Raw genomic sequence first — 26,061 nt, forward strand, 5'->3', positions numbered from 1 at the left:
CCAGAGCGGGGACCAAACGCGGACATCCGGACATGAAAAAGGACATGGACTTCATCGACGACCTCATCGGCCGGATGACCCTTTCGGAGAAGATCGGCCAGCTCAATCTCGTCACGCCCGGTGGCGAGACGCTGACCGGCGCGGTCGTCAACACCGACGTTGCCGAAAAGATCCGAACCGGCCGTATCGGTGGCATCTTCGGCATCAAATCGGCGGAGGCGGTGCGGGTGTTTCAGGATCTCGCACAGGAAACGCGGCTGAAAATCCCGCTGATGTTCGCCGAGGACGTCATCCACGGCCAAAAGACCGTGTTCCCCCTGCCGCTGGCGCTGGCCGCCAGTTGGGATATGGACCTCGTACGCGCCACCGCTCGCGTCGCCGCCCAGGAGGCGTCATCGATCGGCATCGACCAGGTCTACTCGCCGATGATCGACGTCTGTCGCGACCCCCGCTGGGGCCGGATTGCCGAAAGCCCCGGTGAGGATCCCTACCTCGCCAGCCGCTTTGCCGAGGCTATGGTCGAGGGCTACCAGGGCAGCGATCTCTCGCGCTCCGACGCGGTGATGGCCTGCCTCAAGCATTTCTGCGGCTATGGCGGCGGCATGGGTGGCCGCGACTATGACGCGGTCGATATCTCTCCCGTCACGCTGCACGATGTGGTCCTGCCGCCCTTCATCGCCGGCATGCGGGCCGGCGCCGGTTCGGTCATGGCGTCCTTTAACACGCTGAACGGCGTGCCGATGCACGCCAACCGCGCCGTGATCACCGAGCTGTTCCGCGAGAAGCTCGGCTACGGCGGGCTCGTCGTCGCCGACTACACCGGCATTCTCGAACTGATCGCCCATGGCATCGCCTCCGACCGTGCCGATGCCGCCCGCCTCGGCCTCACCGCCGGCGTCGACATGGACATGGTGTCGGAAACCTATCTCGAAACGATCGAGGACAGCGTCAGGGCTGGTCTCCTCAAGGAAACCGAGATCACGGCCGCTTGCCGACGCGTGCTGGAAGCCAAGCTGAAGCTCGGCCTGTTCGACGACCCCTACCATCGGCTCGACTGGGGCCGTGCCGCGCAACCCATCCTCACCGCCGCCAACCGGCAGCTCGCCCGCGAAGCAGTGGCCGCCGCCACGGTGGTTCTCAAGAACGACGGCGATCTTCTGCCGCTGCCGGCACCGGAGAGCGGCAAGATCGGCACCATCGCCCTGATCGGTCCCTTCGTCGAGGACCGCATCAACATGAACGGCACCTGGGCCGTGGCCGCGCTGCCGTCCACCGTCGTCCCCATCGCCGACGGGCTGCGCGAGGCGGTCGGCAACGCGGCGAGCGTGCTGACCGCCAAGGGTGCCAACATCGTCGACGAGCCCTGGCTCGCCACCCGCCTCAACGTTCACGACTGGAAGGAACTGTCGGTCGTCATCGACGTGCGATCGCCCGAGGCGATGATCGCCGAGGCGGTCGCCACCGTCTCGGCCGCCGACGTCGCGGTGGTCGTGGTGGGCGAAGCGCGGGAATACTCCGGCGAATCCTCGTCGCGCACCGATCTTTCCATTCCCGAGCCGCAGAAGAAGCTGCTGCGGGCGCTGAAGGCGACCGGCAAGCCGTTGGTCGTCGTCGTCATGACCGGCCGCCCGCTGGTGCTTGCCGAGGAAGCTCTGCTCGCCGATGCGCTTCTCGTGGCCTGGTTCGGCGGAACGGAGATCGGCCACGGTCTCGCCGACGTGCTGTTCGGCAAGACCGAGCCCTCCGGCCGGCTACCGGCGACGTTCCCCTATTGTCTCGGCCAGGTGCCGATCACCTATGCCCACCGGCCAACTGGCCGGCCGACGCCCGGCCGCTTCCAGAAGTTCACCTCCGGCTATGTCGATCTGCCGGACAACGTGCCGCAAAACGATGGCCTCTACCCGTTCGGCTTCGGCCTCGGCTATGGCAAGGTGGCCTACGGGCCGCCGCGCGCCGACCGGACAAGCCTTGTCGGCGACGACCGGCTTGAGGTTGCGGTCACCGTCACCAATCTCGGCGACAGGCCGACGCTCGAAACGGTGCAGCTTTACGTCGGCGATCCCGTGGCCAGCGTCAGCCGGCCGGTCAAGGAACTCAAGGCCTTCCGCAAGGTGGCTCTCGCCGCCCACGCCGTGGAACAGATCACGTTCGTGGTCACCGCCGCCGATCTCGATTTCTCCGTGGCCGAGACGGTGACCGACACGCGCCGGCGATCGGAGAGTGGCGCTTTCGACATTCACATCGGCCCCAACTCTCGCGATACCCAGGCGGTGCGCGTCGTCTGGGACGAACCGCAGATCGAGGCAAGACGGTCATGACTCATTCGCCGGCCACCATCGCAGCAATGAGCGACGACGCACTTCTCGATCTCGTGCAGCAGGCAACGCTGAGCTACTTCTGGGATTATGGCCATCCGCTGAGCGGCATGGCGCGCGAACGCGACAATGACGCCTTCGGCTATTCGCCGGACAACACGGTCACCACCGGCGGCACCGGCTTCGGCGTCATGGCGTTGATCGCCGGCGCCGAGCGCGGCTTCCTCGACCGGAACGAAGTCATCGAGCGAGTTGCAAAGATCGTCGGCTTCCTTGAGACGGCCGATCGCTTTCACGGCGTCTTCCCCCATTTCATGAACGGAGACACCGGAAAGGTCATCCCCTTCGGCGAAAAGGACGATGGCGGTGATCTTGTTGAAACGTCCTTCCTGATGGCCGGCCTGCTGACGGCGAGGCAATGGCTGATCCCGGCCCGTCCGGACGTGGCCGCCCGCATCGACCGCCTGTGGCGCGAGGTGGAATGGAGCCATCATCTGAGAGCCGACGGCGCCCTGCTCTGGCACTGGAGCCCCACCCATGGCTTTGCCATGAACCACGCCATCACCGGCTGGAACGAGTGCCTGATCACCCATGTGCTGGCCGCCGCCTCGCCGACCCATCGCGTGCCGGCCTCGACCTACCACCAGTCATGGGCCAAGGGGCGTGACTTCCTCAACGGCCATGACTATGGCGGCGTGACGCTGCCTCTGGGCCCCGACTACGGTGGGCCCCTGTTCTTCTCCCACTATTCGTTCATGGGCCTCGACCCCCGCGGTCTTTGCGACGCCTATGCCGATTACTTCGTCCAGAATACCGCCCATGCCCTCATCAACCGCGCCCATTGCCTTACCAACCCCGGCGGCTTCCAGGGTTATGGTCCGGACTGCTGGGGGCTGACGGCCTCGGACACGTTCGACGGCTACAACGCTCATTCGCCGACCAACGACACCGGCGTGATCACGCCGACGGCGGCGCTCGCCTCGTTCCCTTACGTACCCAAGGAGGCAATGGAGGCACTGCGCGGCTTCCTGACCGCGATGGACGGGCGGCTGTTCGGGCAGCGGGGCTTTGCCGACGCCTTCTCGCCGGCGCGGGCGTGGGTCGCATCCAGCCACCTCGCCATCGACCAGGGACCGATCGTGGTGATGATCGAGAACCACCGCTCGGCGCTTCTGTGGAGATTGTTCATGTCGGCGCCGGAAGTCCTGGCCGGCCTCACGCGCCTTGGCTTCTCCAGCCCGCACATCGACAGGGTCGCCGTCGCATGACGCCCGATATCGTCGCACTCGGCGCATCGGAGAACCCCGATGCCGCCGATGCCCGCATGGCCATCGAGGTATGGCGGACCGAGGCGCCTTCTCCCCGCCTCGCCGTCACGGCCCATGGCCGCAACGGCGCGGCCCGGGCGCCGCACATGCAGAAGCTGATCGACGCCTATCGCGCCCGGAACTATGTCGTCGTCTCACCCGATTGCTGCGCCTCGGCCTGGAACGACAGCGCCGGCAGTGAGGCCGATTTCCTCTTGGAAAATCACCTGCGCGACGTGCGGCGCACGATCGACTGGGCAATCGCCAATGCGGCCGCCCTGGGCTGGACCGGCGCCCATCTCGCCCTGTGCGGCCACTCCATGGGCGCCTACGCCGTAGCGCGCCTTGCCGCGACGGATTATGCCGGCCGGGTCGGGCACCTGCTGCTGGTCTCGCCGTTTACGTCCGGTGTCCGCCAGATTGAGGCGCGAGAGAAGTATCATCCCGATGGCATCGCCAATCTCCGGCGCGACGTGCCGCGCGCCCTCGACGAGTGGCCGCGCCACGATATCTTCCCGATCATCGACCGGCTGACGCTGCCGGTGGCCGTCTTCGCCGGCGCCAAGGACATCGTGGCACCGCCCGAGAACGTCACGGAGCTCGTCGAGCGGTTGCCATCAAAGCCGATTTACCGGATGCTCTTGGAGGCTTCGCACTGCCTGGAAGGCGGCGACTATCGGGTTGAGCTCCTGACCGCAATTGACCGGCTCGACGGGATCCCCAGAGCCAGCGTCTGACCGGTCTAACGCCTTCTCCGGGTTGGCGAAGTCCCAGATCGAACGCCCTCGACAATTAGTCCAATAGTCGTATTTTCCCATACACTTTATCGTTTCGCATCGCCTGCGGAGCGTTTTGTCTTTGACGGCCCACGTCCGAGAAGGTACTTACGACTCAGGCTTTTCCGCATCCTGACGTTGACGTTAGCGTCAAGAGCCGCGCCAAGGGAGCGTCTGTCTCCCGCCTCATGAGGGAACATCATTCGATGGCCGACGCCCGCCTCGCGGCTTCCCGCCCGCTTTCGCCGCATCTCCAGGTCTTCCGCTTCATCCTGACCATGGCGATGTCGATCGTCCACCGCATCACCGGTGGTTTCCTCTACGTCGGCACGGTGTTCGTCGCGATCTGGCTGGTGGCGGCGGCGAGCGGACCCGAATGGTTCGCCCGCGTCGACGGCCTCTATCAGAGCTGGATCGGCCGGCTGATCCTGCTGGGCCTTGTCTGGTCGCTGATCCATCACGCCATCGGCGGTATCCGCCACTTCGCCTGGGATCTCGGCTACGGCTTCGCGCCCAAGACGGCCGATCTCCTCGCCCTCATCAACCTCGTAGCCGGCATCGTGCTGACGATCGTGGTTGCCGTCGCCGCCTTCGTCTTCGCCTGAGGTCTGCCATGGACAAGTCCTTCCGCTTTCAGACGTCGCTGAAGCACGCCCGTGGCTTCGGCTCGGGCAAATCCGGCACCACGCATTTCTGGCAGCAGCGGGTAACCGGCGTCGCCGCGCTCTTGCTGTCGCTCATCTACGTCGTCCTGCTCGTCAAGCTGCAGGGCGACGACTATCCCACCGTGATCGCCACGCTCGGCAACCCCTTCGTCGCCGTGCTGATGTTGGCCTTTCTGGGCGTCAGCGTCTGGCACATGAAAATCGGCATGCAGGTGATCATCGAGGACTATGTCAACCAGCCGCTGCTGCGCGTCCTGGCTCTGATGGCCAACTCCTTCTTCTCGGCGCTGGTCGGCATCGCCTCGGCCGTGGCGCTCATCAAGATCACCTTCGGAGCCTGATCATGGCCGTTGCCTCGGAATCCATCGGCGGCAAGCAGACCGCCTTCAACGTCGGCGGCCGCGCCTATCAGTTCATCGACCATACCTTCGACGTGGTGGTGGTGGGTGCCGGCGGCGCCGGCCTCCGGGCCGTGGTCGGCGCTTCGGAAGCCGGCCTTTCCACCGCCTGCATCACCAAGGTATTCCCCACCCGCTCGCACACCGTAGCCGCCCAGGGCGGCGTCGCGGCGTCGCTCGGCAACATGGGGCCGGACGACTGGCGCTGGCACATGTACGACACCGTCAAGGGCTCCGACTGGCTGGGCGATCAGGATGCCATCGAGTATCTGGTGCGCAACGCACCGGCCGCCGTCTACGAGCTCGAGCACTGGGGGGTGCCCTTCTCCCGCACCGAGCAGGGCAAGATCTACCAGCGGCCGTTCGGTGGCATGACCACCAATTTCGGCGAGGGCATCGCCCAGCGCACCTGCGCCGCTGCCGACCGTACCGGTCATGCCATGCTGCACACCATGTATGGCCAAGCGCTCCGGCATTCGGCGGAATTCTTCGTCGAGTTCTTCGCCATCGACCTGATCATGGAGAACGGCACCTGCCGCGGCGTGGTGGCGCTCGAAATGGAAACCGGCGCGATCCACCGCTTCCGCGCCCACAAGACGGTGCTGGCGACCGGCGGCTATGGCCGCGCCTATTTCTCCTGCACCTCGGCCCATACCTGCACCGGCGACGGCAACGCCATGGTGCTGCGCGCCGGCCTCGCCTTGCAGGACATGGAATTCGTGCAGTTCCACCCGACCGGCATCTACGGCGCCGGCTGCCTGATCACCGAGGGCGCCCGCGGCGAAGGCGGCTATCTCACCAACTCCGAAGGCGAGCGCTTCATGGAGCGCTACGCGCCGTCGGCCAAGGATCTTGCCAGCCGCGACGTCGTCTCCCGCTCGATGACCATGGAGATCCGCGAGGGGCGCGGCGTCGGCAAGGCCAAGGATCACATCTACCTGCACCTCGACCATCTCGACCCGGCGATCCTCGCCGAGCGTCTGCCGGGCATTTCGGAAAGCGCCAAGATCTTCGCCGGCGTCGACGTGACGCGCGAGCCGATCCCGGTGTTGCCGACCGTCCATTACAACATGGGCGGCATCCCCACCAATTATCATGGCGAGGTGCTGGCCAAGATCGACGGCGATCCCGACCGGATCGTGCCGGGCCTGATGGCCGTCGGCGAGGCGGCCTGCGTGTCGGTGCATGGCGCCAACCGCCTCGGCTCCAACTCGCTGATCGACTTGGTGGTGTTCGGCCGCGCCGTCGGCCATCGTTGTGCCGAGACCATCGAGAAGGGCGGCCGCATCGCCGAGCTGCCGAAGGATGCGGGTCTCTATTCGCTGGAGCGGCTCGACCGCGTGCGCCACGCCTCCGGCTCGACGCCGACGGCCGACCTCAGGCTGTCGATGCAGAAGACCATGCAGTCCAACTGTGCCGTGTTCCGTACCGGCGAGGTACTGGAGGAAGGCGTCAAGCTGATCCACGATTGCTGGGCGGCCGGCGACGACCTCAAGACCACCGATCGCTCTCTGATCTGGAACACCGACCTGACCGAGGCGCTCGAATACGAGAATCTGATCATTCAGGCCGTGGTCACCATGGAAGGCGCCGCCAACCGCAAGGAAAGCCGCGGCGCCCACGCCCGCGAGGACTATCCGAGCCGCGACGACAACGAGTGGATGAAGCACACGTTGGCCTCGATCAATGCCGACGCCCGCACCGTCGGCATCGACTACCGGCCGGTGCACACCTACACGATGACGTCGGAGATCGACTACATCAAGCCGAAAGCGCGCGTGTATTGAGAACAGGGAGGCGGCAATGGCGGCAGGTTATTCCGGAACGCCATTGCCGCGGAAACTGGGGCTTAAGGACGGACAGCGCGTCGCCTTCATCGGATTGCCTCCGGAGCTCGCGTGGCTGGCATCGGCGGCGGCGTTTTCCGAGGTGGCGGTGGAGCCGGGCATCGACGGTTTCGGACCGATGCGCCCGCTGGACGTGATCCACTTGTTCACGACGCGGCGACGGCTGCTTGAGGACGGGTTACAGGGCCTCATGAACTCGATCACGCCCGACGGCATGATCTGGGTGTCATGGCCGAAGAGGGCATCGAAAGTAGCAACCGACGTGACCGAAGACGTCGTGCGTGAACTGGCGCTGCCGATCGGCCTCGTCGACGTCAAGGTCTGCGCGATCGACGAAGTCTGGTCGGGATTGAAACTGATGGTTCGGCGCGAGCTGCGCTGAAACGACTGCGGCGAAGGAAGAGGCGACATGGTTCAGCTCACGCTGCCGAAGAATTCGAAGATCACGGCCGGCAAGGTCTGGCCGAAGCCGGAGGGTGCGACGCGCGTTCGCGAGTTCCGCATCTATCGCTGGGATCCGGAGGACGGGCGCAATCCGCGGCTCGATACCTTCTTCGTCGATCTCGACGATTGCGGGCCGATGGTGCTCGACGCGCTGCTGTGGATCAAGAATAAGGTCGACCCGACGCTGGCTCTGCGCCGCTCCTGCCGCGAGGGCATCTGCGGTTCCTGCGCCATGAACATCGACGGCATGAACACGCTTGCCTGCACCAAGGGCATGGACGAGATCGACGGCCCGATCAAGATCTATCCGCTGCCGCATATGCAGGTGCTCAAGGATCTGGTGCCCGACCTCACCCATTTCTTCGCGCAGCACAAATCGATCGAGCCCTGGCTGCACACCGTCTCGCCGACGCCGGAAACGGAGTGGCTGCAGAGCCATGAAGACCGGGAGAAGCTCGATGGCCTCTATGAGTGCATCCTCTGCGCCTGCTGCTCCACCTCATGCCCGAGCTATTGGTGGAATGGCGACCGCTACCTCGGACCGGCTATCCTGCTGCAGGCCTATCGCTGGCTGATCGACAGTCGCGACGAGGCGACGGGCGAACGCCTCGACAATCTCGAGGATCCGTTCCGCCTCTATCGCTGCCACACCATCATGAACTGTGCCCAGACCTGTCCCAAGGGGCTCAACCCGGCGAAGGCCATCGCCGAGATCAAGAAGATGCTGGTCGAACGGCAGATCTGACCCAAATCATGCTTCTGGCCTGGAAGGCGGCGCGGCTCAAACCGGCGCCGCCTTTTGTGCTTCTGCCACGATAGAACCTTATAGGTGACCCGCTTCCGTCCCCTTTCCTCCCCAATGCCGGCGGTTTCCGGTGCTTTAAATGCCACCATCGCTGGGTTGTCCGGCGCCATGGAAGCTTAAGTTATGTTCGTCCGCAAACTCGCCGTCAGCCTCGCCTTCGCCGCCGTCTTCGCCCAGGCGCTCGCTGCCCTTGCCGAGCACGCCGTTGTGCAAAACGCCGCCGCGACGGCCACGGTGGTGGATGTGGCCGCCGCTTCGGAACCGCCGGCCTCCTGATCGCATTTTTGGCGGTCCGCTGCCCAGAAAACCATCAAAGGTAGCAGCGACGGGGCGCGAACAACGACGCCAAGTCCTGTGGAGCGATCGACCTTCTACGCCCTTCGGCGGGGTTGAAGACACGCCCCTGAGACTATACCTCGCCATCGACCGACCGGCGGCATATCGATTCCGCTTTGAAGATGAAGGACTTGGACTTTTGTCTACGTCATTTGTCCAGAAGATGCGAGACGATGGCGCGCTTTATGCATTTGAGTTTTGCGAGAGGCGCGTCATCGGCCTGTCTCGCAAACGTCATGGAGAATCCATCGGCGCGGCGCAGAGGAGTATCGGAATTATCGTGCCTGATAGGCGCGGCGTTTCCGAAACATGGTGAGAGACGGAACGATGGCGTTGATGACACCTCCGAGCGTCAGGGACCTGTTCAGGATGCAGACCGTCGATGTGCTGTTTCTGTGCGAAACCAACAGTGCGACCAGTCTGATGGCCGAAGCGCTGCTCAATCAGCGTGGCGACACGCGCATTCGCGCCTTCAGCGCCGGCAGCCGACCGGCTGCTGCCATGCTGCCGGAAGCCGCGCAGGCGCTTGAGCAGCGTGCAATCCCCACCGACGGCCTCGAGCCGAAGTCGTGGACCATATTCGCCCTCCCCGGCGGCCTCCGCCCGCATATCGTCGTCGATCTCGCCACCGTTACCTGGACCGAGCCCGACTGCGCCCGTCTCGCCGAGTACGCCACACTCCGCTGGCCCTTGCGTGATCCGGCATTGATCGAGCGCAAAGCAGATCGTCGCGTCGTCACCGAGACCGTGCTCAACGCCCTGCAGACCCGCATCTCGGGCGAGTTGATGCGGCGTATCGACAGCGTGCGGCAGGCGATCGACAGCGAGCAGCCGCCGGCCTCCAAGCTCTGGGCGTGAGCACTCCGTCTCGAGCGCTTTCGGGCCCGACCGGATTGCGCGAGAGCGTTCACAGCGATGCCTTTGCGCCGTCTCTTCCGGCAAGTGGCCACATGAAAACAACGGGTTGGCGCAGAATCCGGCATTCAGCCGACAGACTTTTTCTTTGAGTTGGTTCCCCTCTTGCGCTCCGAACGAACATCGCTATAGTGCGCGGCCACGAGCCGGGGCGCCGGCCGTGTGGAGAGGTGGCCGAGTGGTTTAAGGCGCACGCCTGGAACGCGTGTATAGGGGCAACCCTATCGAGGGTTCGAATCCCTCCTTCTCCGCCAGTTCCGCAGCTCAATACATCAATATCAGTAGTCGTTCGACCGGGCGGATGCGTATTGCTCCATCCAACGGCGGCGCGCGCATGCTCTGATGGCAGGTCGAACCCCCGGTTCGGTTCAGGCGCTCGGTCGCGGTGCTTACGAACTGCCTGAACCACCAAGTCCAGCCCTTCCCTACTTTGACGAAAGTGGTGTTGAGAGGAGTGCCCGGAGACGAAGCACTGACTGGTGATGAGCTGCTTTCATCCCGAGTATTTGAACAGTTGGAGTGTTACGCCGCGGTAATCGCCCAAGAACTGCTGCCGGTGGAATTGTACCAAACGAAACCGCAAAAACAGCAAGGGCAATGGAGTCCGTTTAACTAAACGACAGGGATTATAGTTCAGCCTGACTACTTGCCATAAAGGACGTTCGGCGACGCTGGTCGCGCTGCCTGTCGTTCACGCACCGGTGCCGGGCGGAGGAAACCGCGCCCCGGAAGCTTGGCTGGAGGCCCCATGTTCGATCGTCTACGCATCATTTCCCGTATTGCCCTGATCTGTGGCGTCATGATCATTCCGGTCCTCACGTTCGGAAAGATTTTCTTCGAGCAGTCGAGGGAACAGACCAAGCAGACCACCACCGAGACAAAGGGCATGGAGCATTACCGGCTCGCCTTCTCCCTGTGGGAAGCGCTCCTCGCCGAAGAGCGCGCACCGGGCGCCGCCATGTCGCAGGCGGTGGCCGATGTTCGCAAATCCTATACCGAGGGCTCGCCGGCCTATGACGGGCTGCACGGCACCGAGAAGCTCTCCAAGGATTTCATCGCCGCCGCCGAAGTCGGACGCGGCAACGAAGCCAAGATGACCGGTCTGACCTTGCTCAACGCCGTGCGCAACACGTCCGAGTTGACGCTCGATCCGAAGGCGACCAGCTCCTACCTCATCGACGCCGTCACGGTGCAGATGCCGACGCTCCTGATGGCGTCGAGCAATCTTGGCGATCTCTTCGATCTTGCCGACCGCACCAAGGGTTTCATCACCCCGCAGCAGCGCATCGACATCGTCAGCGCACTGCACGACATCGACCAGAGCGCCGCCGCCCTCACCCATGACTTCGAGCTCGGCCTGGCCGACGTCACAGACGCCAGCGCCACCGATCTCAAAGCCAAGGCAGCGGAGCTCTCGAAGGCGGCAACCGGTTTCGCGGACAAAGTCAGGCCGGCCGTTCTGGTACTGGCGACCGGCAAGTTTCCGAAAGAACTCAACGTCGGCATCGCCGAGGCCAAGGGCGCCTTGCGCGGCCAGACGCTGGCGCTTTGGCATCAGACGACCGATGAGGTCGATGCCCTGCTCGGCAACCGCCTCAGCGGCCTCAGCTGGGCCATGTACAGCAACCTTGCCATCATCGCCGTGATTCTGACGATCGCCGGCGTGCTCGCCTATGTCGTCACCCATTCGATCGGCCGGCAACTCGCGCGTCTCACCGCCGTGCTTGGCGACATCGAGGCCGGCCGTCTCGACGTCGAAATTCCCTATGCCGGCCTCCGCAACGAGATCGGCGCCATGGCGAAGGGCTTCGCGGTCTTCCGCGACGGTCTTGCCGAAGCCGAGCGCATGCGGCTCGAACGGGAAGACCAGAGCGCCGAGGCCATTCGCGCCGCCGGCCATCGCATAGAGTTGGTGTCCGCCTTCACGGACCGGATGACCGCACTGGCCGGTGCCTTCACCGCTTCGTCGAGCGAGGTGAATGCCGCCGCCGACGGTCTGTCGGCCAATGCCCGCCAATCGGCCGATCGCACCGACGTGGTCAACACGGCCGCGGAGGAAGCATCGCTCAACGTCAACACCGTCGCCTCGGCGACGGAGGAACTGGCGGCCTCCATCGGCGAGATTGCCGGTCAAGTCCGCAAGTCGGCCGACGTGGCCGCCAACGCCGTGGATGACGCGACACTGTCCGAGCAGAGCATCAGCGCCCTGTCGTCGGCTGCCGAGAAGATCGGCGACGTGGTCAGCCTGATTTCGGCCATCGCCGAACAGACCAACCTTCTGGCGCTCAACGCCACCATCGAGGCGGCGCGGGCCGGCGAAGCCGGCAAGGGGTTTGCAGTCGTGGCATCGGAGGTGAAGCAACTCGCTTCGCAGACCGCCAAGGCCACCGCCGACATCTCGCAGAAGATCGTGGAGATCCAGACGCAGACGTCGACCTCCGTCGAGGCGATCGCCCGCATCGTCAACACCGTTCGTTCGCTGGGCGAGATCACCCAGTCGATTTCGGCTGCCGTCGAGGAGCAAGGCGCCGCCACCCGCGAGATCGCCATCAACTGCCAGCGGGCCGCCGCCGGCGCCGGTGCCGTCACCGAGAACATCGGCGAGGTAGCGGCAGCGGTCGACCTGACCGGCACATCGGCTGGCCGGCTGACCAATCTCGCCCACGACCTCGCCCGCCGTGCCGAGGATCTCAACCAGGAAGTCAGCACCTTCGCCGAGCAACTGGCCGCCGCCTGACGGGGCTCATAACGACACGGAAGAGGGGAGCGGCGATCGGCCGCTCCCCTTGTCTTTCATGGGCATTGGACAGCCCCACGCCGCTTGTGCAGGGCAGGCGAACATTTCGGCACTACCGCATCTCAGGACTCGCTTGTCCCTTGAAGAAGTGTTACCGTACAACCTTCAATATAGCGTAGATTTCTTATCATTGCTGATGCGGATCGCGGCAGACTTACCTCTGCAGCAAATAAATCTTCGCGTCGCAACTTCTTGCGTAACTTCGTTGGCTTACTAACTCGCGCTTTTGGGGGAAGAGCGATGAGGACAAGCAACAAGTTCCGAGCGCTTGTCGAGCAGACTCGCAGTGATCGACGCTGGGTCCGGCGACTGGCGGACAGCCAGCAATGGCTGATGGCCGAACCCGACCAGCAACGACTTGCCGACTATCTGGGCCGAACCAGCGATGTTGCCAATCGCTCCGCCGCCGAAGCGGTACAAGGCAACACGATCGATTTTCAGCCGGCGTCGTTTCTGATGATCGGCGCGCAGATCCAGCGCGCAGTCGGCTATGTCGAGGTGATGGCGGCCGGCAAGTCCTGCTCGGGAACCGGCTTCCTGATCAGCCCCGATCTGTTTCTCACCAACCAGCATGTTGTCGAGGATGCCCCGTCAGCGCTGGGCGCGCAGGTCACCTTCGACCGTCAGGCCGATGCCAGGGGGCATCCGACGCCGACCACTTCCTTTCGGCTCGATCCGGATCGCTGCGCGGTCTTCTCGCCGGAAGACCAGCTCGACTACGCCGTCATCGCGCTCGGGCCTCGATTGGCCGGCGCCGCGTCTCCGGCGGATTTCGGTTACTGCCCGCTGTCGAACCGGCGCGACAAGCACTTCGTCGGGATGAACATCAACATCATCCAGCACCCGCAAGGGGCACCCAAGATGATTGCGGTGCGTAACAATCTTCTCACCCATCGCACCGAGCGCACGCTGCTCTACGAGACCGACACCGATCATGGATCGTCGGGTTCGCCCGTGTTCAACGACATGTGGGAGGTCATCGCCCTTCACCATTTCGGCGAGCCATTTCTCGAGCGAACCGATGACGCCGGCAAGCCGATCCCCGATACGGTCAATGAGGGAATACGCATCAGCGCGATCTACAACGATCTCGAGGCGCGCCTTGGAACGCTCCCCTCCAGTGCCCGGGCTCTCGTCGAGACGGCGCTCGCCTATGACAAGGCCGCGCCCGGCCCATTGGGCGATCGTCTGCTCGGCCCGCCCAGGCCGAGGCCATCGCCACCGGCAGAAGCGCACCTGACAGGAGTCACCAGCATGCCGCAGGACACCGCCTCGGAGTTCAAGCTCTCCATCCCGATCGAGATCATTGTGCGTGTCGGCACGGGCGCGGCGACAAATGTCGCCGTGACAACCGCGCCTGCCGGACCGTCCGGCAAGGCCCTGGTTGCCGCTGCCGAGAAACTCCAGGTCGACAAGAACTACGGCAACCGTGGTGGCTACCAGGAGGACTTCATTCCGGGCGTTGTGGTCGCGCTGCCAGAACCCAATGCCGAACTCGCCAAGCAAATTGGAACGCTTCGCGCCGATCAGGAGAACCCCGACAAGGGCATCCTCAAGTATGAGCATTTCAGCCTCGTCATGAACAAGGCCAAGCGGATCGCCATGTTCACTGCAACGAACATCGATGGGGCAACCTATCTTGCGATCGATCGCAAGACGGGGCAGCCGGCTGACGCGCAGGAGGGCGAGACCTGGTGGCTCGACCCGCGCATCAGCGCGAGCTTCTTCCTCGACCAGAGTTTCTACTCGAGCTGGTCGACCTATTTCGATCGCGGGCATCTGACACGCAGAACCGACCCAACCTGGGGGGCGCCGGAAATCGCGGTCCGCGCCAATGCCGACACCTACCACTTCACCAACTGTTCGCCGCAGCACTTCCGCTTCAACCAAAGCACCAAGTTTTGGCAGGGCGTCGAACGCTACGTGCTGGAAAAGGGCGTGCTGGCCGCCGATTCAGAGTCCCGACTAAGCGTCTTTCAGGGGCCGATCTTCTCCGACGCCATAGATCGCTGGGCGGACGACGTGCAGGTGCCGTCATCCTTCTTCAAGGTCGTCGTCTGGAAAGGTCATGCCGGGTTGCAGGCCGTGGGTCTCGTCGTCGATCAGCTTGCCCTGCTCGACGAGAAACGGTCGATGGTCAGCCGGGCCGACGACAGCATCCCGCAAGTCAACCAGTGGCGCGTGGCGATCAAGGCCATTGAACAGCGAACCGGCCTCGATTTCGGTCAGACGGTGCGAGACGCCGACACGATCGCCGCCGCGGCGCAGCCGGCCGTCGGGGAGGCGCAAATTCGCATCACCTCATTCGATGACATCCTGGCGTGATGGCTCGGCCGAAAGGCCCGTGCGATCCGCAAGAAAGGGCCTCACTCGGCGGAGCGGCTAGTTTGCCGCATCGGCCATGGGCAAGACGATCCGGAAGCTGGCGCCCTTGCCACCATCGACGAGATCGAGGCTGCCCCGATGGGTCGCCACCATGGCACGGGCGATGGCAAGCCCCATGCCGGTGCCGCCGTCGGCCCGGCGCGTGGTGAAAAACGGATCGAAGATCTTGGCACGATTGGCCGGCGAGATGCCGGGGCCGTCGTCAGCGACGACCATAAAGAGCCGGTCCCCCTCCTGGACAGCCGAGGTGGCAACGCGGCCGGCGCCAGCCGCCGCTGCGTTGTCGACGAGATGGCCGAGGACAAGCGCAAGCGTTTCGGCGGACATGGCGACGCAGTTGCCGAGATCGCCGGTCGCTTCGATCGTCACATCCGGCCGCTCGGCACGCAGCGCCTCGACCACCTCGGCCGGTCTGCACGCACCGGCGGTCGGCATCGTCTCCGCTCGGGCCAGATCGCGCAGGCGGCCCACCAGTGCGCCGAGACGATCGGCATTGGCCTGGATTCCAGCGATGAATGTCGCGCGCTGGGCAGGCGTCATGGTCGGGTCGGTCACATCGTCGGCGAGGAGCTCGGCAGCTCCGGATATGGCCGTCAGCGGCGACTTCAGCTCGTGCGAGACGTGGGCCGCGAAGGTCGCGACATACTCCGAGCGGGCGGCAAGGCTGGCTGCCATATCGAGAAAACTCTGCGAGAGCTGAGCGAACTCTGCCGTGCCATGATGGGCGAGGGGTTGCAGCGCGGCGCGGTCGCCGTCGGCAATCGCCCGGGTGCGAGCGATCAGTGCCCGTACCGGCCGGGTGATGGTGCGGTGGAAGACGAAGCCGATGATCGTCGTCGCGGCCAGCACGCTCAACAGGGCGAGCCCTACCTTGTAGCGCTCCTGATAGAGCTGCTTGAGCGCATTGGCCGGCGTGCGCGATGCATAGACGACGGCCGCCACCCGCCCGTCGACGGCAACCGGCAGAGCGACGAACACGCGAATGTCCGCCCCCCGGCTGATCGAATCGAGCGCTGGAATCGGGCGCTTGGAGTTGCGTTGGCGCAGCACCGATCGATACTCTCCGGCCAAGGCGCCTGCCACCTCTGGCAGATGCGCCAGCGATTGCCCCACCTCGCCGGCGCCAGCCACCACCACGCCGTCGGTATCAAGAACACGGAAGCCAGCCAGGGTTGCCGCGCGGATCGCCGCCAGTTCGGGCGTCAGGCGGCGACCGAGATCCGCCAGCGGTGAAGAACCTATGGCTGGCAATGCGTCCGGTCGCGGCGGCAGGATCGCGTCGGTCGCGAGATCGAGCCTAGGCAGGATGGGAGCGAGACCGTCGGCATTCGCCTCTCCAACGCGAACAGCCGGCCCGAGCCGCAAGCCGACAGGCGTGCTGGCCGTGAGGTCGGCGCTGATCCGCGCGGCGACAGCGGCGCTCAGGGCGATCAGTTCGGCCTCGGTCTGCCGAACCAGTTGGTGGTCATAGATGCGAAAGAAGATGACGCTGCCAAGCGGCAGGCAGGCTACCAGTGCCAGGGCAGACGCCACGATGAGGCCGATGCGAGGCCGCCACTTTTGCCGCACCCGCGGCGCCGAGGCGCTCACGGCGCCGCCACACAGGGACCGAGGCGGAAACCGACGCCATGCACCGTTTCGATGACCGTGGCGCAGCCGGCCGCACCGAGCTTGGCGCGGATGTTGCGAATGTGGCTGTCGACGGTGCGGTCGGAGACGTGGATGGCATCCGGCCAGGCCGTTTCCAGAATTCTCTCGCGATCGAACACCTGGTTCGGCCAGCTCATCAGGGCGCGCAGGATGGCAAATTCCTGGGCGGTAAGGGCTACCGGCTGCTCGCCGACAAAGGTGCGATGGCCATGGGTATCGAGCGAGACAACACCGCGGCCGAGACGGCGGGCCTCGGCCTCTCCCGATCCTCGGCTGCGTTTCAGGATGGCGGCGACGCGTGCCACCAACTCACGCGGCGAGAAGGGCTTGGTGACGTAATCGTCGCCGCCAAGCTCGAGCCCGAGCACCCGGTCGATTTCCTCGTCACGGGCCGACAGAAACAGGATTGGCACCTCGCTGGCCTTACGGATTTCCCGACAGGCGGCAAATCCGTCCATTTCGGGCATGCCGATGTCGAGGACGATGAGGTCCGGAGTTTCCCTTGAGAACAGGGAGACGGCTTCCCGTCCATCGCCGGCGGCATGCGTCCGATGACCGGCTTTCTCCAGGGCGAAGATGATCACCGAGCGGATGGCGGGATCGTCGTCGACCACCAGAATGGAAGCAGGCTGCATGGTGAGGTCACCGGCGTTCGAAAGCGGCCCATTGAGGCGCCTCGGACAGATAACGCCTGAGCCGCCAGTCTGCAAAGCTCCAGGTGCGCCAACTCTCCTCCGTTGCAAGCGCCTTCCTGGCCATCTGATCGCGCCAGTCATCAAGGGAGATGCTGATCCAGACGCCGTCGACGCGGGTGATCCAGTGCTTGCCCTGCCCGGCCAGCAGGTCGCGGCGGCTGTCGAGCGCCGGGATGGCCTGCGCCCCGAAGGTATGAGCGATGTAGGTAAGATCGAGCTGCGGCCCCTGACCGGTCGCTTCGCGCGAATGCGCAATATTGAAGGCGGTGACCAGACCGGCGAGATCCACGAGACAGCAGACCCAAAGCGTGACCAGGGCCGCACTGGCATTGACGTTCAGCAGCCAGCGCGTCGATTGCCCGGAGACGATGCGAATGAGGATGGTGACGAAGCCGAAGGCGACGAGTCCCATCCAGATAAAGGCCGCCACGCGCCAGAGCGTCAGCGAATAGGCCCCAACATAAAGATCGAGGCGCAACATGGACGAGGCGACCAGCACCAGCCCTTGGCCGACGAAAACCAGAAGAAGCGGCTTCAAGGCCCGTGGGCGCTGCCCATCCGAATCGTGCCGAAGCGCGACCAGCACGAAGGCGGCCGCCACCATGGCCGCAACCATCAACGGATAGGCACCGCGATGGGCATACTCGGCATGGGTCATGCCCTCAGGCAAGGCTGCACCGCCCCAGAGATAGCCGGCATCGGTCAAGGTTTGCAGCGCGAACAGCAGGTTGAAGGAAACGAGCGAACGCCGGACGGCAACCTCACCCAGGAAACTCGACCAGCTTTCACCCGCGGCTGGCAGTGTGAATGGCAGCGTTCGCCGGCTTCGCACGAGATGCAAAATCGGCCAGACAAGCAGCGCCATGGTCAGCCAGAAGAGGAAGCGCGGACCATCGACGAGCATCAGCCGGTCCGGTCTCAGCAAAGCGGCCCACCGCTCGATCACCGGATTGGCAGCCAGGAAGACGGCCAGGAAGAACAGCGACAGGCCGACCGGCACGATCCAACCGAGAATGTCGAAGCGCAGCCGACCACGCCGAGACATGGCCCGCCGCATCAACAGCAGGTCTGCCGCGAACCGCAGCCAGCCGCCGAGCGGCATCAGGATGGCGATCGCTGCAACTGTTAGCCACCCGGCGGCACCGTGGACGAGTAGTACGATGCCCGCGGCGGAGAGACCGATGGCAAGGGCAACGGACAGGGGATTGGCGTCCATTGCCAACGCGGCGACGGCGGCGACCACAAGCACGATGGCAGCAAGGCGCGACTGCCCGGAAGACCGGAGCCGATTGAATGCCGCCGCCGCGGCCAAAAGCAAAACGAGAAAGAGCGCGATCGGCAGGCCGGCGGCGGGCACGTCGTAGAATAGCAAATCGGCAATGGCCACCAGTAGGACAAGGGCGGTGCTGCGTTGCTTGAACCAGAGTGAAGGACTGACATAGGCAGGGCGGCGATCGGCAACAAGGAGATTCATGATCGGCAGTTCCGGGCAGGAGTTTCAACGGTCTGGCGGGGCGCCAAAACAGGTTCCGCTTCCGGCTTGTGCGGCAGAGGACAGGAACGGTGCGGCGGGATCTCGTCAGATACCGACCCGGCAAGCCACCATGCGTCCTGGACGAGGCGGTCGGGAAGCTGTTTGGCAGAAGGGAGATGGAGGCGGGCACGGATCGACATGCCCTGTCGTCGCATGCCGGAACGCAGGAAACGGGGCGGGTTTCAGCAGCGTTTCAGGATTTGCGTGCAGATTTCATGCAATAGCGCCTAGCGCATAGGCGGCCTGAGGGCTCAACAGCCTGCAACCGCCTGTCTCGTGGCGGGGGGAGCAAGATTGAAGATCTCGGCGAAGTGGGGCGCCAGCATCGGCTTGCCGATCAGATAGCCCTGACCTTCGGTACATCCGAGGCGCAGGAGGCTGTCACGCTCCGGCTCGCGCTCGATGCCCTCGGCTACCGTTTCAAGATCGAAGGCTTTGGCCATGTCGAGGATCGCCCGGACCACCGAAGCGTCTTTCTCGGAGACGAGCATGCCATCGACAAAGGAACGATCGATCTTGATCCGCGTCAGCGGATAGCGCTTCAGCAAACTGAGCGAGGCAAAGCCGGTTCCGAAATCGTCGAAGGCAATTCCGACCCCGTGCGCCCGCAGCTTTCTCAGCTTCTCCAGAACGACATCATCATGATCGAGGACGATGTTCTCGGTGATCTCGAGTTCAAGAGAACCAGGAGGCAGGCCGTGCTTGTCGAGCGTATCGAGTACCTCCTCGACAAAATCGCCGACCCGGAACTGCGCGCCGAACAGGTTGACGCCCATGCGGAAGGTTTGCAGGCCATTGCGTCGCCATAGCGCCGCCTGCGCACAGGCTTCGTCGAGAACCCACGACCCGACGGCAGCAGCGAGCGGGCCGCTTTCGAGGGCCGGCAGGAAAGCCGCCGGCGTCAACAGCCCGCGCGTGGGGTGTCGCCAACGGATCAGGGCTTCGGCCCCGGTCAGCGCCCCGTCGGACAGCCGGATCTGCGGCTGATAGACCAGCAGAAACTCGCGCTCCTTGACCGCCCGGTGGATTTCCGCGCCATAGAGGCGCCGCGCCGCGGCCTCCAGGCGCAGGGAGGGCTCGAAGACGAGCGCGCGGCCGCGATCGCCCGACTTCGCCCTAAACAAGGCAAGGTCGGCGTTGCCGAGCAACTCCACCGGATTGCCGGTGTGGAGGGGGGCGAGCGATAGGCCGGAGCTTGCCGCGACGGAGATCTCCTGGTCCTCAACGAGGATCGGCTTGCCGATCTCGTCGTTTATCGCCGCGGCAATCTCCACCGCCTTCTCAGGATCGGCAACCCCATGCAACAGAACCGCAAACTCGTCGCCGCCAATCCGTGCCGCCGTACCGATGCCCTTGACGCAACTCTCCAGCCGACAGGCGACTTCCCGTAGGACACCGTCGCCAACGGCGTGCCCAAGGGTGTCGTTGATATCCTTGAACCCATCCAGATCGATTAGTGCCACGGCAACAGCGAAAGGCCGGGCGAGCGCCTCTTCGACCTGGCGAAAGAACTGGCCGCGGTTGGCAAGGCCAGTCAGCGTATCGAAATTGGCCAACCTGTAGAGTTCCGCGGCATCTCCCCGATAGGCAGTCGTATCCCGCTGAGCGCTCGCGCGGAGGGCTCGCTCGGCGGACACCTCGATGCGGCGCAGCTCCAGCCGGTCGGTCGCCATGTTCGCCAGCTCGCGCAAACGGCTCATATCGTCGCGGGAAAAATCGCCATGCGGTTCATGATCGATCACGCAGAGAGCGCCGAGCGGCTGGCCGTCGGCGGACAGGAGCGGAGCCCCGGCATAGAAGCGGAGCTTGGCCGGCCCGGTGACCAGGGGATTGTCGTGAAAGCGCTCGTCGGTGGTTGCATCCGGAACGACCATCACACCATCCTGGGTGATGGCGTGCGCGCAGAAAGATACATCGCGGCTCATGTCGACCTCGCCGACGCCGACGCTCGCGGCGAAGAAAACGTGATCGCTGCCGATCATGTTCACGGCGGCCACGGGCATGCCGAACATGCGCGCGGCGATGCGCACCACGGAGTCGAGGCTGGGCAACGGCCGTTCATCGGCCAACCCATACTCAGACAGTGCCTTCAGCCGCTCCACTTCCGTCGGCAAAACAGGAGGACACTTCATAGACCTCGCTCCCCGGGCGCATCCGTGAGACAGCATAGGCCGGCGCGGCCTCGCCGCCTTGGCCGGCGCATGCGTCCGCCTCGAACGCTCAGCGCTCCATGCTGAGGAAACATCCCCCGCCCCTCAAGTAGCGCAAAGGTACTATTGCGGGTTCTTTCTCAACGAATGGTTCATGTGGGAGGAGGTGCCACCAGACGGAGAGCTGGATGTCGCGACAGAAGATAGACGGCGGTGATCCGCCTAACTGTGGCGGGCGTACTGTCGGCGCTTATCTTGGTAAGAAACAGAGCTCGCGCTGGTTACTTCAATAATTGATAACAGCCCAAGACTCACGAGCAAGTTATTGATCTCCCACTCGCGGCGAGATCAGCGGCGCGAGCTCTATGGTAACGGTAGTTAGCGAACGTGCGATAACGACCATCGACGAACTCGAAACGCTTGATGGTCTGTTGTCCTACGCCAGCCACACGAGCCAGCTCGGCAGAAGACATCCGAAGCGCCGCTCGAGCAGCCCTTATTTGAAGCCCTGTGATCATTGGACTTGATTTAATGGTACATTTGGTACCACATTAAAGACAAATTGGAGCAATTATCTGCCCCAAACCAAGTCGCCACCTCCTATGCGCTCATTTGGCGCGAAACCATAGACCGCCTCGAAGGAGCATACTCCGAACAAACACTTCGAAGCTATCGGTCTGATTTCGCGAGCTTCGACAGTTGGGGCGTTGCCAACAACCTTTGCTCATTGCCAGCTTCGCCCGGTACGCTTGCCGCCTTCATCGCGGCCCAAGCGCCCGAGCTTGCAGCCAACACACCATGCCGCCGCTTGGCTGGCATACGTAAAGTTCATCGTCTGTTCCACCTACAAAATCCTGCCGAGGATGAAGAAGTGTTGATCGCCACGCGTCGAGCGCTCCGGGCCAAGCCGAGTCGTCCTCGCCAAGCACTCGGCCTTACCAAGGAACTCCGAGACCAACTGGCCGCCGCCTGTGGCCACGATCTTGCCGGCCTTCGCGACCGAGCGATCATTATGGTCGGCTACGACACCATGTGCCGACGGTCGGAGCTCGCAGCCTTGCGGGTCGAAGACCTTACTCCGCTAAGCGATGGAAGCATGCTGGCACTGATCCGCCGCGCCAAGAACGACCCGTTCGGCGACGGTCGTGACGGCTTTGTATCAGCACCCGCCGCCGACGCGCTCAAAGCCTGGCTTGAAGCAGCGAAAATTTCGGAAGGGTGGCTGTTTCGGCGCGTGAATCCAGGATGAGCTGGAGCGGACGCCCTGCACCCGCATTCAATCGGACGAATGCTGAAACAGCGCGCAGCAGCCGCGGACTTACCGGCCGAAATCGCCAGTCGCCTCTCCGGACACTCGATGCGCGTGGGAGCTGCTCAGGATATGATGTAAACGGCGCCGACATCCTTACGATCATGCGAAGCGGCGGCTGGAACTCGATCAACGTGGTAGCGCGATATGTGCAAAACGTTGAATTGGTGAAGCTCGCGAGTTGGCGACAGTGACCAAGGGCGGCGCCTGATCAAGCTTGCTCGTCGCAAGCACATGCAGAAAGCTTCAAGGCGTGAGTGATCGTGCCTCATTTGGCCAGACACTCAAGCCGTTGTGAGTTGGGTTCTGATGAACGCGCATGGCGCGTGCATCTTAAGGCCTGCCTGACGATGGCTTTCGTCGTCAGGATCACGCCAAGCAGACCACCGGCCCACAACCTCAACACTGCAAACAACCGGAAAAGCCACACAGTCCGGATCGATCGCCCAATCTTCGGAAGACAAGGGGTAACGTTGCCCGTCGCTCTCAAAAAGCCATGTCATGAACGGCCGACGCCGTCTGCATCTCCCTTACTAGGAGTGAATGCTATCTGAGCTTTTCTGTAAAGACGGGTACGCAGCAGGAGCGAACACGCTTAAGGCCGATTGTTTTTTTATACCAGCCGCGTGCGGCAGCAAATGGGAAGGTGCGCTTCAGCATCGCCCAGGACGGACATTCAGGGTCGCGCTCGCCCGGTTCGTGTGTTATGGTTTATACGCATGCTGGCGTGTGCCGGTTTCGGCACACTATGGAGAAAAACCGGAAAGGGGCATGGCAATGGTGTTTCCTGAAAGAACCAGGCTGGGCCATACGCCGAGATTTTCCGCTGTTTTCTCTCGAATCGCCGACTCCGGACGGCGGCATTTCCTGGCCTCGCCCTGGACCTTTCAATAAACGGCCGCGCGGGATGATTTCGATGCGAAGCATGTCCTGCGATCGTCCTGCGCCCCGGAGCTGCCTTGCCCCGCCGCAAAACCTCAACGACCGGAGTAACATAATGAAGGCCATTATCGTCGCAGCTCTTTTTTCCCTTGGCGTCACCGGCACTGTTTCCGCCGCAGGAATGACCGATCTGGGCGGCGGATTTGCCTATGCCCCGGTAGGGAGTGGGCAGTGCCAAGTATTGTTCGATGCCAAATACGGACAGCCGATTTTTCGGACCAGCAAGCGGGAACCCTCAAGAGTCGTCGTGGTGGGCACTAAGAAGGAGTGCCCCAAGGAATACAACGGGTATAAGATCACCCGTCTTGCGGCTGGGCAGGCGAATGGTTTTATTTATACAGGCGTCACGGATGCCGGTCGCCGCTTGCATGTTTATCGTAAGATAGGTTCTAATTTCACGTTTAAAGTTGGCCCTAAACCCCAGTAAGCTCCGGGACTGATTTCGCTATTGTGAGTTTCTGTTCCGGCTTACGAACTGGTTTGGCACTGAATCTACTACACACTACTCTTTCCTACAAAGGCGGGCATAAATATGAGACCCTTTCGAGCTTTCCTCATAACTGCCACCCTTTTGGTGTCGCCCTGCTACTTACTCTCCCCAGGATGGGCGCAGGATGCGGTAGATCAGGCAGAAACGAGCTCGGCCGCCTCTTCGCTTAACGTCAAGTCGTTGACTGCGAGCATCCGGAAGGACCCGGCATCCGAAAAGGCAAAGACGGCCATTGCTACTCTGGGAGCCGCCGCGGCGACCGACTCCGCTGCCGCCCGCGCCCTGGCCGACCTCTATCTGGCGGGTACCGGCGTCGATGTTGACGATGCAAAGGCGATCAGCCTGCTCGAAGCCGCAGGCAAGAGTGGCGACGCCGACGCTTGGCTGAAGCTCGCTGGCCTCTATTCCAAGGGAGGCATAATAGCGGCCGATCCAGCCAAGGCCTTTTCGGCCTACGCAGCGGCAGCAAACCTTGGCGACGTGACCGCAAAATACAAGGCGGGCTATGCCTTGGTGACCGGCGGAGAGGGGGTTGCGAAGGATCCGGCCCGCGGCGCCCAATGGCTCGAAGAGGCCGCCAATGCTGGAAATCGCGATGCGCTATACCGGCTAGGCGACCTGCTCGTTCGCGGGGAAGCTGTTCCGCAGGATGTTCCCCGCGGTATCGACCTAATGACGCGCGCGGCGGCTGCGGGCCAGTCTTACGCCAATGTTCGATTGGGCCAACTGTACGGCGACGGCATAGGTGTCGAGAAAAATCCCACGAACGCCTATCAGTTCAACAAGGCGGCCGCTGACGCCGGCAATAAATACGGCAAGCGTGCAGTTGCAGAAGCGTTATTGTCGGGTAACGGTGTTCCGGCCGATCCCGACGCCGCCGTTTCCATCTTCTCCGAACTTGCCAATAGTGGAGACGCGCCTTCGGCCAAGCGACTAGCGGATATTTATAGTGGCAGCGGCCCGCTAGAGGCGGATGGTTCCAAGGTAGTGGAGTATTTGGCCATCTCCTCCGAGGCGGGGGATGCACAAGCGATGTCGCGCCTTGGGAAAATTTACCGCGACGGCGTACTGGTGCCGGCCGACCCAGCCCTTTCGACCCGCTATTTCCAGCAGGCTGCAGAAGCAGGCCACAGTGTCGCTTGGCAGCGCCTCGCCGAAGCCGCCCTGCAAGGGTTTGGCGAACCGCGCGATTCCGAGAAGGGTGTCGAGCTCGTTATGACCGAGAGCGACAAGGGTAACATTGCCGCGACACTTTATCTTGCCGACCTCTACATACGTGGAGAGTATGTCGAACCTGATCCCGCTAGGGCGGTCGAGCTTCTCGAAAAGGCCCGCGCAGCCGGCAACACAACCGCGATGAAGCGGCTCGCCGCGCTATATCGAGACGGCCATGGCGTGTCGAGAAATCCAGCGAAGGCGCTGGAGCTCTATACGGCCGCGGCAAGCAAAGGCGACAATGGCAGTTTGGTGAATCTCGGCGAGGGCCATCTGCGAGGCTGGTTCGGCGCGGCCTCCAAACCCTCGGAAGGGTTGCGCTACCTGAAGGAAGCCAATGAAAAGGGCGTCCCTTCTGCTCCTGTGCGTCTGGCAGAGGCGTATTTTTCCGGTGCCGGCGTTGCTCGCAACCCTAAAACTGCTCTCAGCATTCTGCAGACAGCAGCTGATGCAGGCAATGGCGAAGCCGCCCGCAGCTTGGTTGCCGTCTATCGCAGCGGCAAGGGAAAGCTGGTCAAGCCTTCTCTCATCAACGCGCGCCAGACACTCGACAAATATGCAAGTCTACTGTCACCTGCGGCCATCGCCCAGAATCGCTACCTGCTTGACGCCGCCGCCGCCCGATCGACGGCGGATTTCGAACGCCTAGCATTGACGATTGACAATGCCCCTATTCCGGCACGCAGAAGCATGATGGAGGCGCTACGCTTCGCCAACGCCAATGCATATGTCTACGTACTCCAACGTAATATGAAGGCTGCGGGGCATTACGACGGCCCGTTGAACGGTCTTCTGACGACGTCGACCATCCGCGCGCTGCAATCATTGTGCGATCTCGGACCTTCAGGAGATCGCTGCCGGCAAGGACCACTCAGCAGCGCCGCGGCCAAAATCATTACTGCTCGCGCTGCGGAGATGTGAAGGCCTCAGAAGTACGAAAACAACCTTGCCCCGTCATCCGTACAAGGCGCTGTCGTGCAGACTGCACTACAGAACAGCTCTGAATCGCTGCCCGCCTTCCGAGACCATAGTGAGGCAGGTAATTTGTGCCTGAAATCCAACGAAATCGGCCTGACCCTCGGCGAC

Annotated in this window: 20 protein-coding genes and 1 tRNA gene; 16 read left to right on the forward strand and 5 right to left on the reverse strand. The window is 63.3% G+C overall.

The annotated features are described in order from the left end of the window. The first annotated feature begins 32 nt into the window (after window positions 1–32). The 13 genes from bglX (at window position 33) to CXZ10_RS09825 (ending at window position 14,930) form a co-directional block, all read left to right on the forward strand. Complete coding sequence (gene bglX, locus CXZ10_RS09770) at window positions 33–2,318, forward strand: beta-glucosidase BglX (protein ID WP_101288946.1); 2,286 nt, start codon at window positions 33–35, stop codon at window positions 2,316–2,318. Beyond that, entirely contained in the window at window positions 2,315–3,583 is a 1,269-nt protein-coding gene (locus CXZ10_RS09775; RefSeq protein ID WP_101288947.1) for a glucoamylase family protein, read from the forward strand. Before bglX ends, CXZ10_RS09775 begins: the two co-directional genes overlap by 4 nt. Continuing rightward, on the forward strand, window positions 3,580–4,359 hold the full coding sequence (locus tag CXZ10_RS09780; protein ID WP_101288948.1) for an alpha/beta hydrolase: 780 nt from the start codon (window positions 3,580–3,582) through the stop codon (window positions 4,357–4,359). Before CXZ10_RS09775 ends, CXZ10_RS09780 begins: the two co-directional genes overlap by 4 nt. Window positions 4,360–4,604: 245 nt before the next feature. Beyond that, a complete protein-coding gene (gene sdhC, locus CXZ10_RS09785; RefSeq protein WP_101288949.1) occupies window positions 4,605–5,003 on the forward strand; it encodes a succinate dehydrogenase, cytochrome b556 subunit in 399 nt (132 codons plus the stop codon). An 8-nt stretch (window positions 5,004–5,011) separates the two neighbouring features. Further along, window positions 5,012–5,404, forward strand: a complete 393-nt coding sequence (gene sdhD / locus CXZ10_RS09790; protein WP_101288950.1) for a succinate dehydrogenase, hydrophobic membrane anchor protein — start codon at window positions 5,012–5,014, stop codon at window positions 5,402–5,404. Window positions 5,405–5,406: 2 nt separating this feature from the next. Continuing rightward, on the forward strand, window positions 5,407–7,248 hold the full coding sequence (sdhA, locus tag CXZ10_RS09795) for a succinate dehydrogenase flavoprotein subunit (RefSeq protein WP_101288951.1): 1,842 nt from the start codon (window positions 5,407–5,409) through the stop codon (window positions 7,246–7,248). A 16-nt stretch (window positions 7,249–7,264) separates the two neighbouring features. Next, entirely contained in the window at window positions 7,265–7,690 is a 426-nt protein-coding gene (locus CXZ10_RS09800) for a DUF3052 family protein (protein WP_101288952.1), read from the forward strand. Between the two features lie 27 nt (window positions 7,691–7,717). Further along, window positions 7,718–8,497, forward strand: coding sequence for a succinate dehydrogenase iron-sulfur subunit (locus tag CXZ10_RS09805; RefSeq protein WP_101288953.1), 780 nt, complete (start codon window positions 7,718–7,720; stop codon window positions 8,495–8,497). 183 nt (window positions 8,498–8,680) lie between these two features. Further along, window positions 8,681–8,833, forward strand: coding sequence for a hypothetical protein (locus tag CXZ10_RS21530; protein WP_180335931.1), 153 nt, complete (start codon window positions 8,681–8,683; stop codon window positions 8,831–8,833). Window positions 8,834–9,229: 396 nt separating this feature from the next. Further along, the gene (locus CXZ10_RS09810; protein ID WP_180335932.1) at window positions 9,230–9,751 is read left to right on the forward strand and encodes an arsenate reductase/protein-tyrosine-phosphatase family protein; all 522 of its coding nucleotides are present in this window, start codon (window positions 9,230–9,232) and stop codon (window positions 9,749–9,751) included. Between the two features lie 221 nt (window positions 9,752–9,972). Then, window positions 9,973–10,062 (forward strand) — tRNA-Ser (locus CXZ10_RS09815). A gap of 494 nt (window positions 10,063–10,556) precedes the next feature. Beyond that, window positions 10,557–12,545 carry a methyl-accepting chemotaxis protein gene (locus CXZ10_RS09820; protein WP_101288955.1) on the forward strand — a complete coding sequence of 663 codons (1,989 nt, stop codon included), beginning with the start codon at window positions 10,557–10,559 and terminating at the stop codon, window positions 12,543–12,545. Window positions 12,546–12,845: 300 nt separating this feature from the next. Continuing rightward, entirely contained in the window at window positions 12,846–14,930 is a 2,085-nt protein-coding gene (locus tag CXZ10_RS09825; RefSeq protein ID WP_101288956.1) for a DNA/RNA non-specific endonuclease, read from the forward strand. Between the two features lie 57 nt (window positions 14,931–14,987). Here the strand turns inward: CXZ10_RS09825 and CXZ10_RS09830 are convergent, their stop codons facing one another. The 5 genes from CXZ10_RS09830 to CXZ10_RS21980 all read right to left on the reverse strand — a co-directional run bounded on the left by CXZ10_RS09830 (window position 14,988) and on the right by CXZ10_RS21980 (window position 21,537). After that, entirely contained in the window at window positions 14,988–16,580 is a 1,593-nt protein-coding gene (locus CXZ10_RS09830) for a sensor histidine kinase (protein ID WP_101288957.1), read from the reverse strand. Then, window positions 16,577–17,275 (reverse strand): response regulator transcription factor, encoded by a 699-nt coding sequence (locus tag CXZ10_RS09835; protein ID WP_101288958.1) that lies wholly within the window; start codon window positions 17,273–17,275, stop codon window positions 16,577–16,579. The genes CXZ10_RS09830 and CXZ10_RS09835 overlap by 4 nt, the downstream gene beginning before the upstream one ends. 7 nt (window positions 17,276–17,282) lie before the next feature. Then, the gene (locus tag CXZ10_RS09840) at window positions 17,283–18,809 is read right to left on the reverse strand and encodes a DUF4153 domain-containing protein (protein ID WP_101288959.1); all 1,527 of its coding nucleotides are present in this window, start codon (window positions 18,807–18,809) and stop codon (window positions 17,283–17,285) included. 311 nt (window positions 18,810–19,120) lie between these two features. After that, window positions 19,121–21,001 (reverse strand): putative bifunctional diguanylate cyclase/phosphodiesterase, encoded by a 1,881-nt coding sequence (locus CXZ10_RS09845; protein ID WP_101288960.1) that lies wholly within the window; start codon window positions 20,999–21,001, stop codon window positions 19,121–19,123. A 329-nt stretch (window positions 21,002–21,330) separates the two neighbouring features. After that, complete coding sequence (locus CXZ10_RS21980; protein WP_425298958.1) at window positions 21,331–21,537, reverse strand: helix-turn-helix domain-containing protein; 207 nt, start codon at window positions 21,535–21,537, stop codon at window positions 21,331–21,333. A 44-nt stretch (window positions 21,538–21,581) separates the two neighbouring features. Between CXZ10_RS21980 and CXZ10_RS21345 the strand changes: the two genes are divergently transcribed. The 3 genes from CXZ10_RS21345 (at window position 21,582) to CXZ10_RS09860 (ending at window position 25,896) form a co-directional block, all read left to right on the forward strand. Beyond that, the gene (locus CXZ10_RS21345) at window positions 21,582–22,268 is read left to right on the forward strand and encodes a hypothetical protein (protein WP_143741506.1); all 687 of its coding nucleotides are present in this window, start codon (window positions 21,582–21,584) and stop codon (window positions 22,266–22,268) included. 1,057 nt (window positions 22,269–23,325) lie between these two features. Beyond that, a complete protein-coding gene (locus CXZ10_RS09855) occupies window positions 23,326–23,697 on the forward strand; it encodes a hypothetical protein (RefSeq protein WP_101288962.1) in 372 nt (123 codons plus the stop codon). A 243-nt stretch (window positions 23,698–23,940) separates the two neighbouring features. Continuing rightward, complete coding sequence (locus tag CXZ10_RS09860) at window positions 23,941–25,896, forward strand: tetratricopeptide repeat protein (RefSeq protein WP_180335933.1); 1,956 nt, start codon at window positions 23,941–23,943, stop codon at window positions 25,894–25,896. Window positions 25,897–26,061: the final 165 nt, after the last annotated feature.

The organism is Pleomorphomonas diazotrophica (genome assembly GCF_002844595.1).
Classification (GTDB): Bacteria; Pseudomonadota; Alphaproteobacteria; order Rhizobiales; family Pleomorphomonadaceae; genus Pleomorphomonas; species Pleomorphomonas diazotrophica.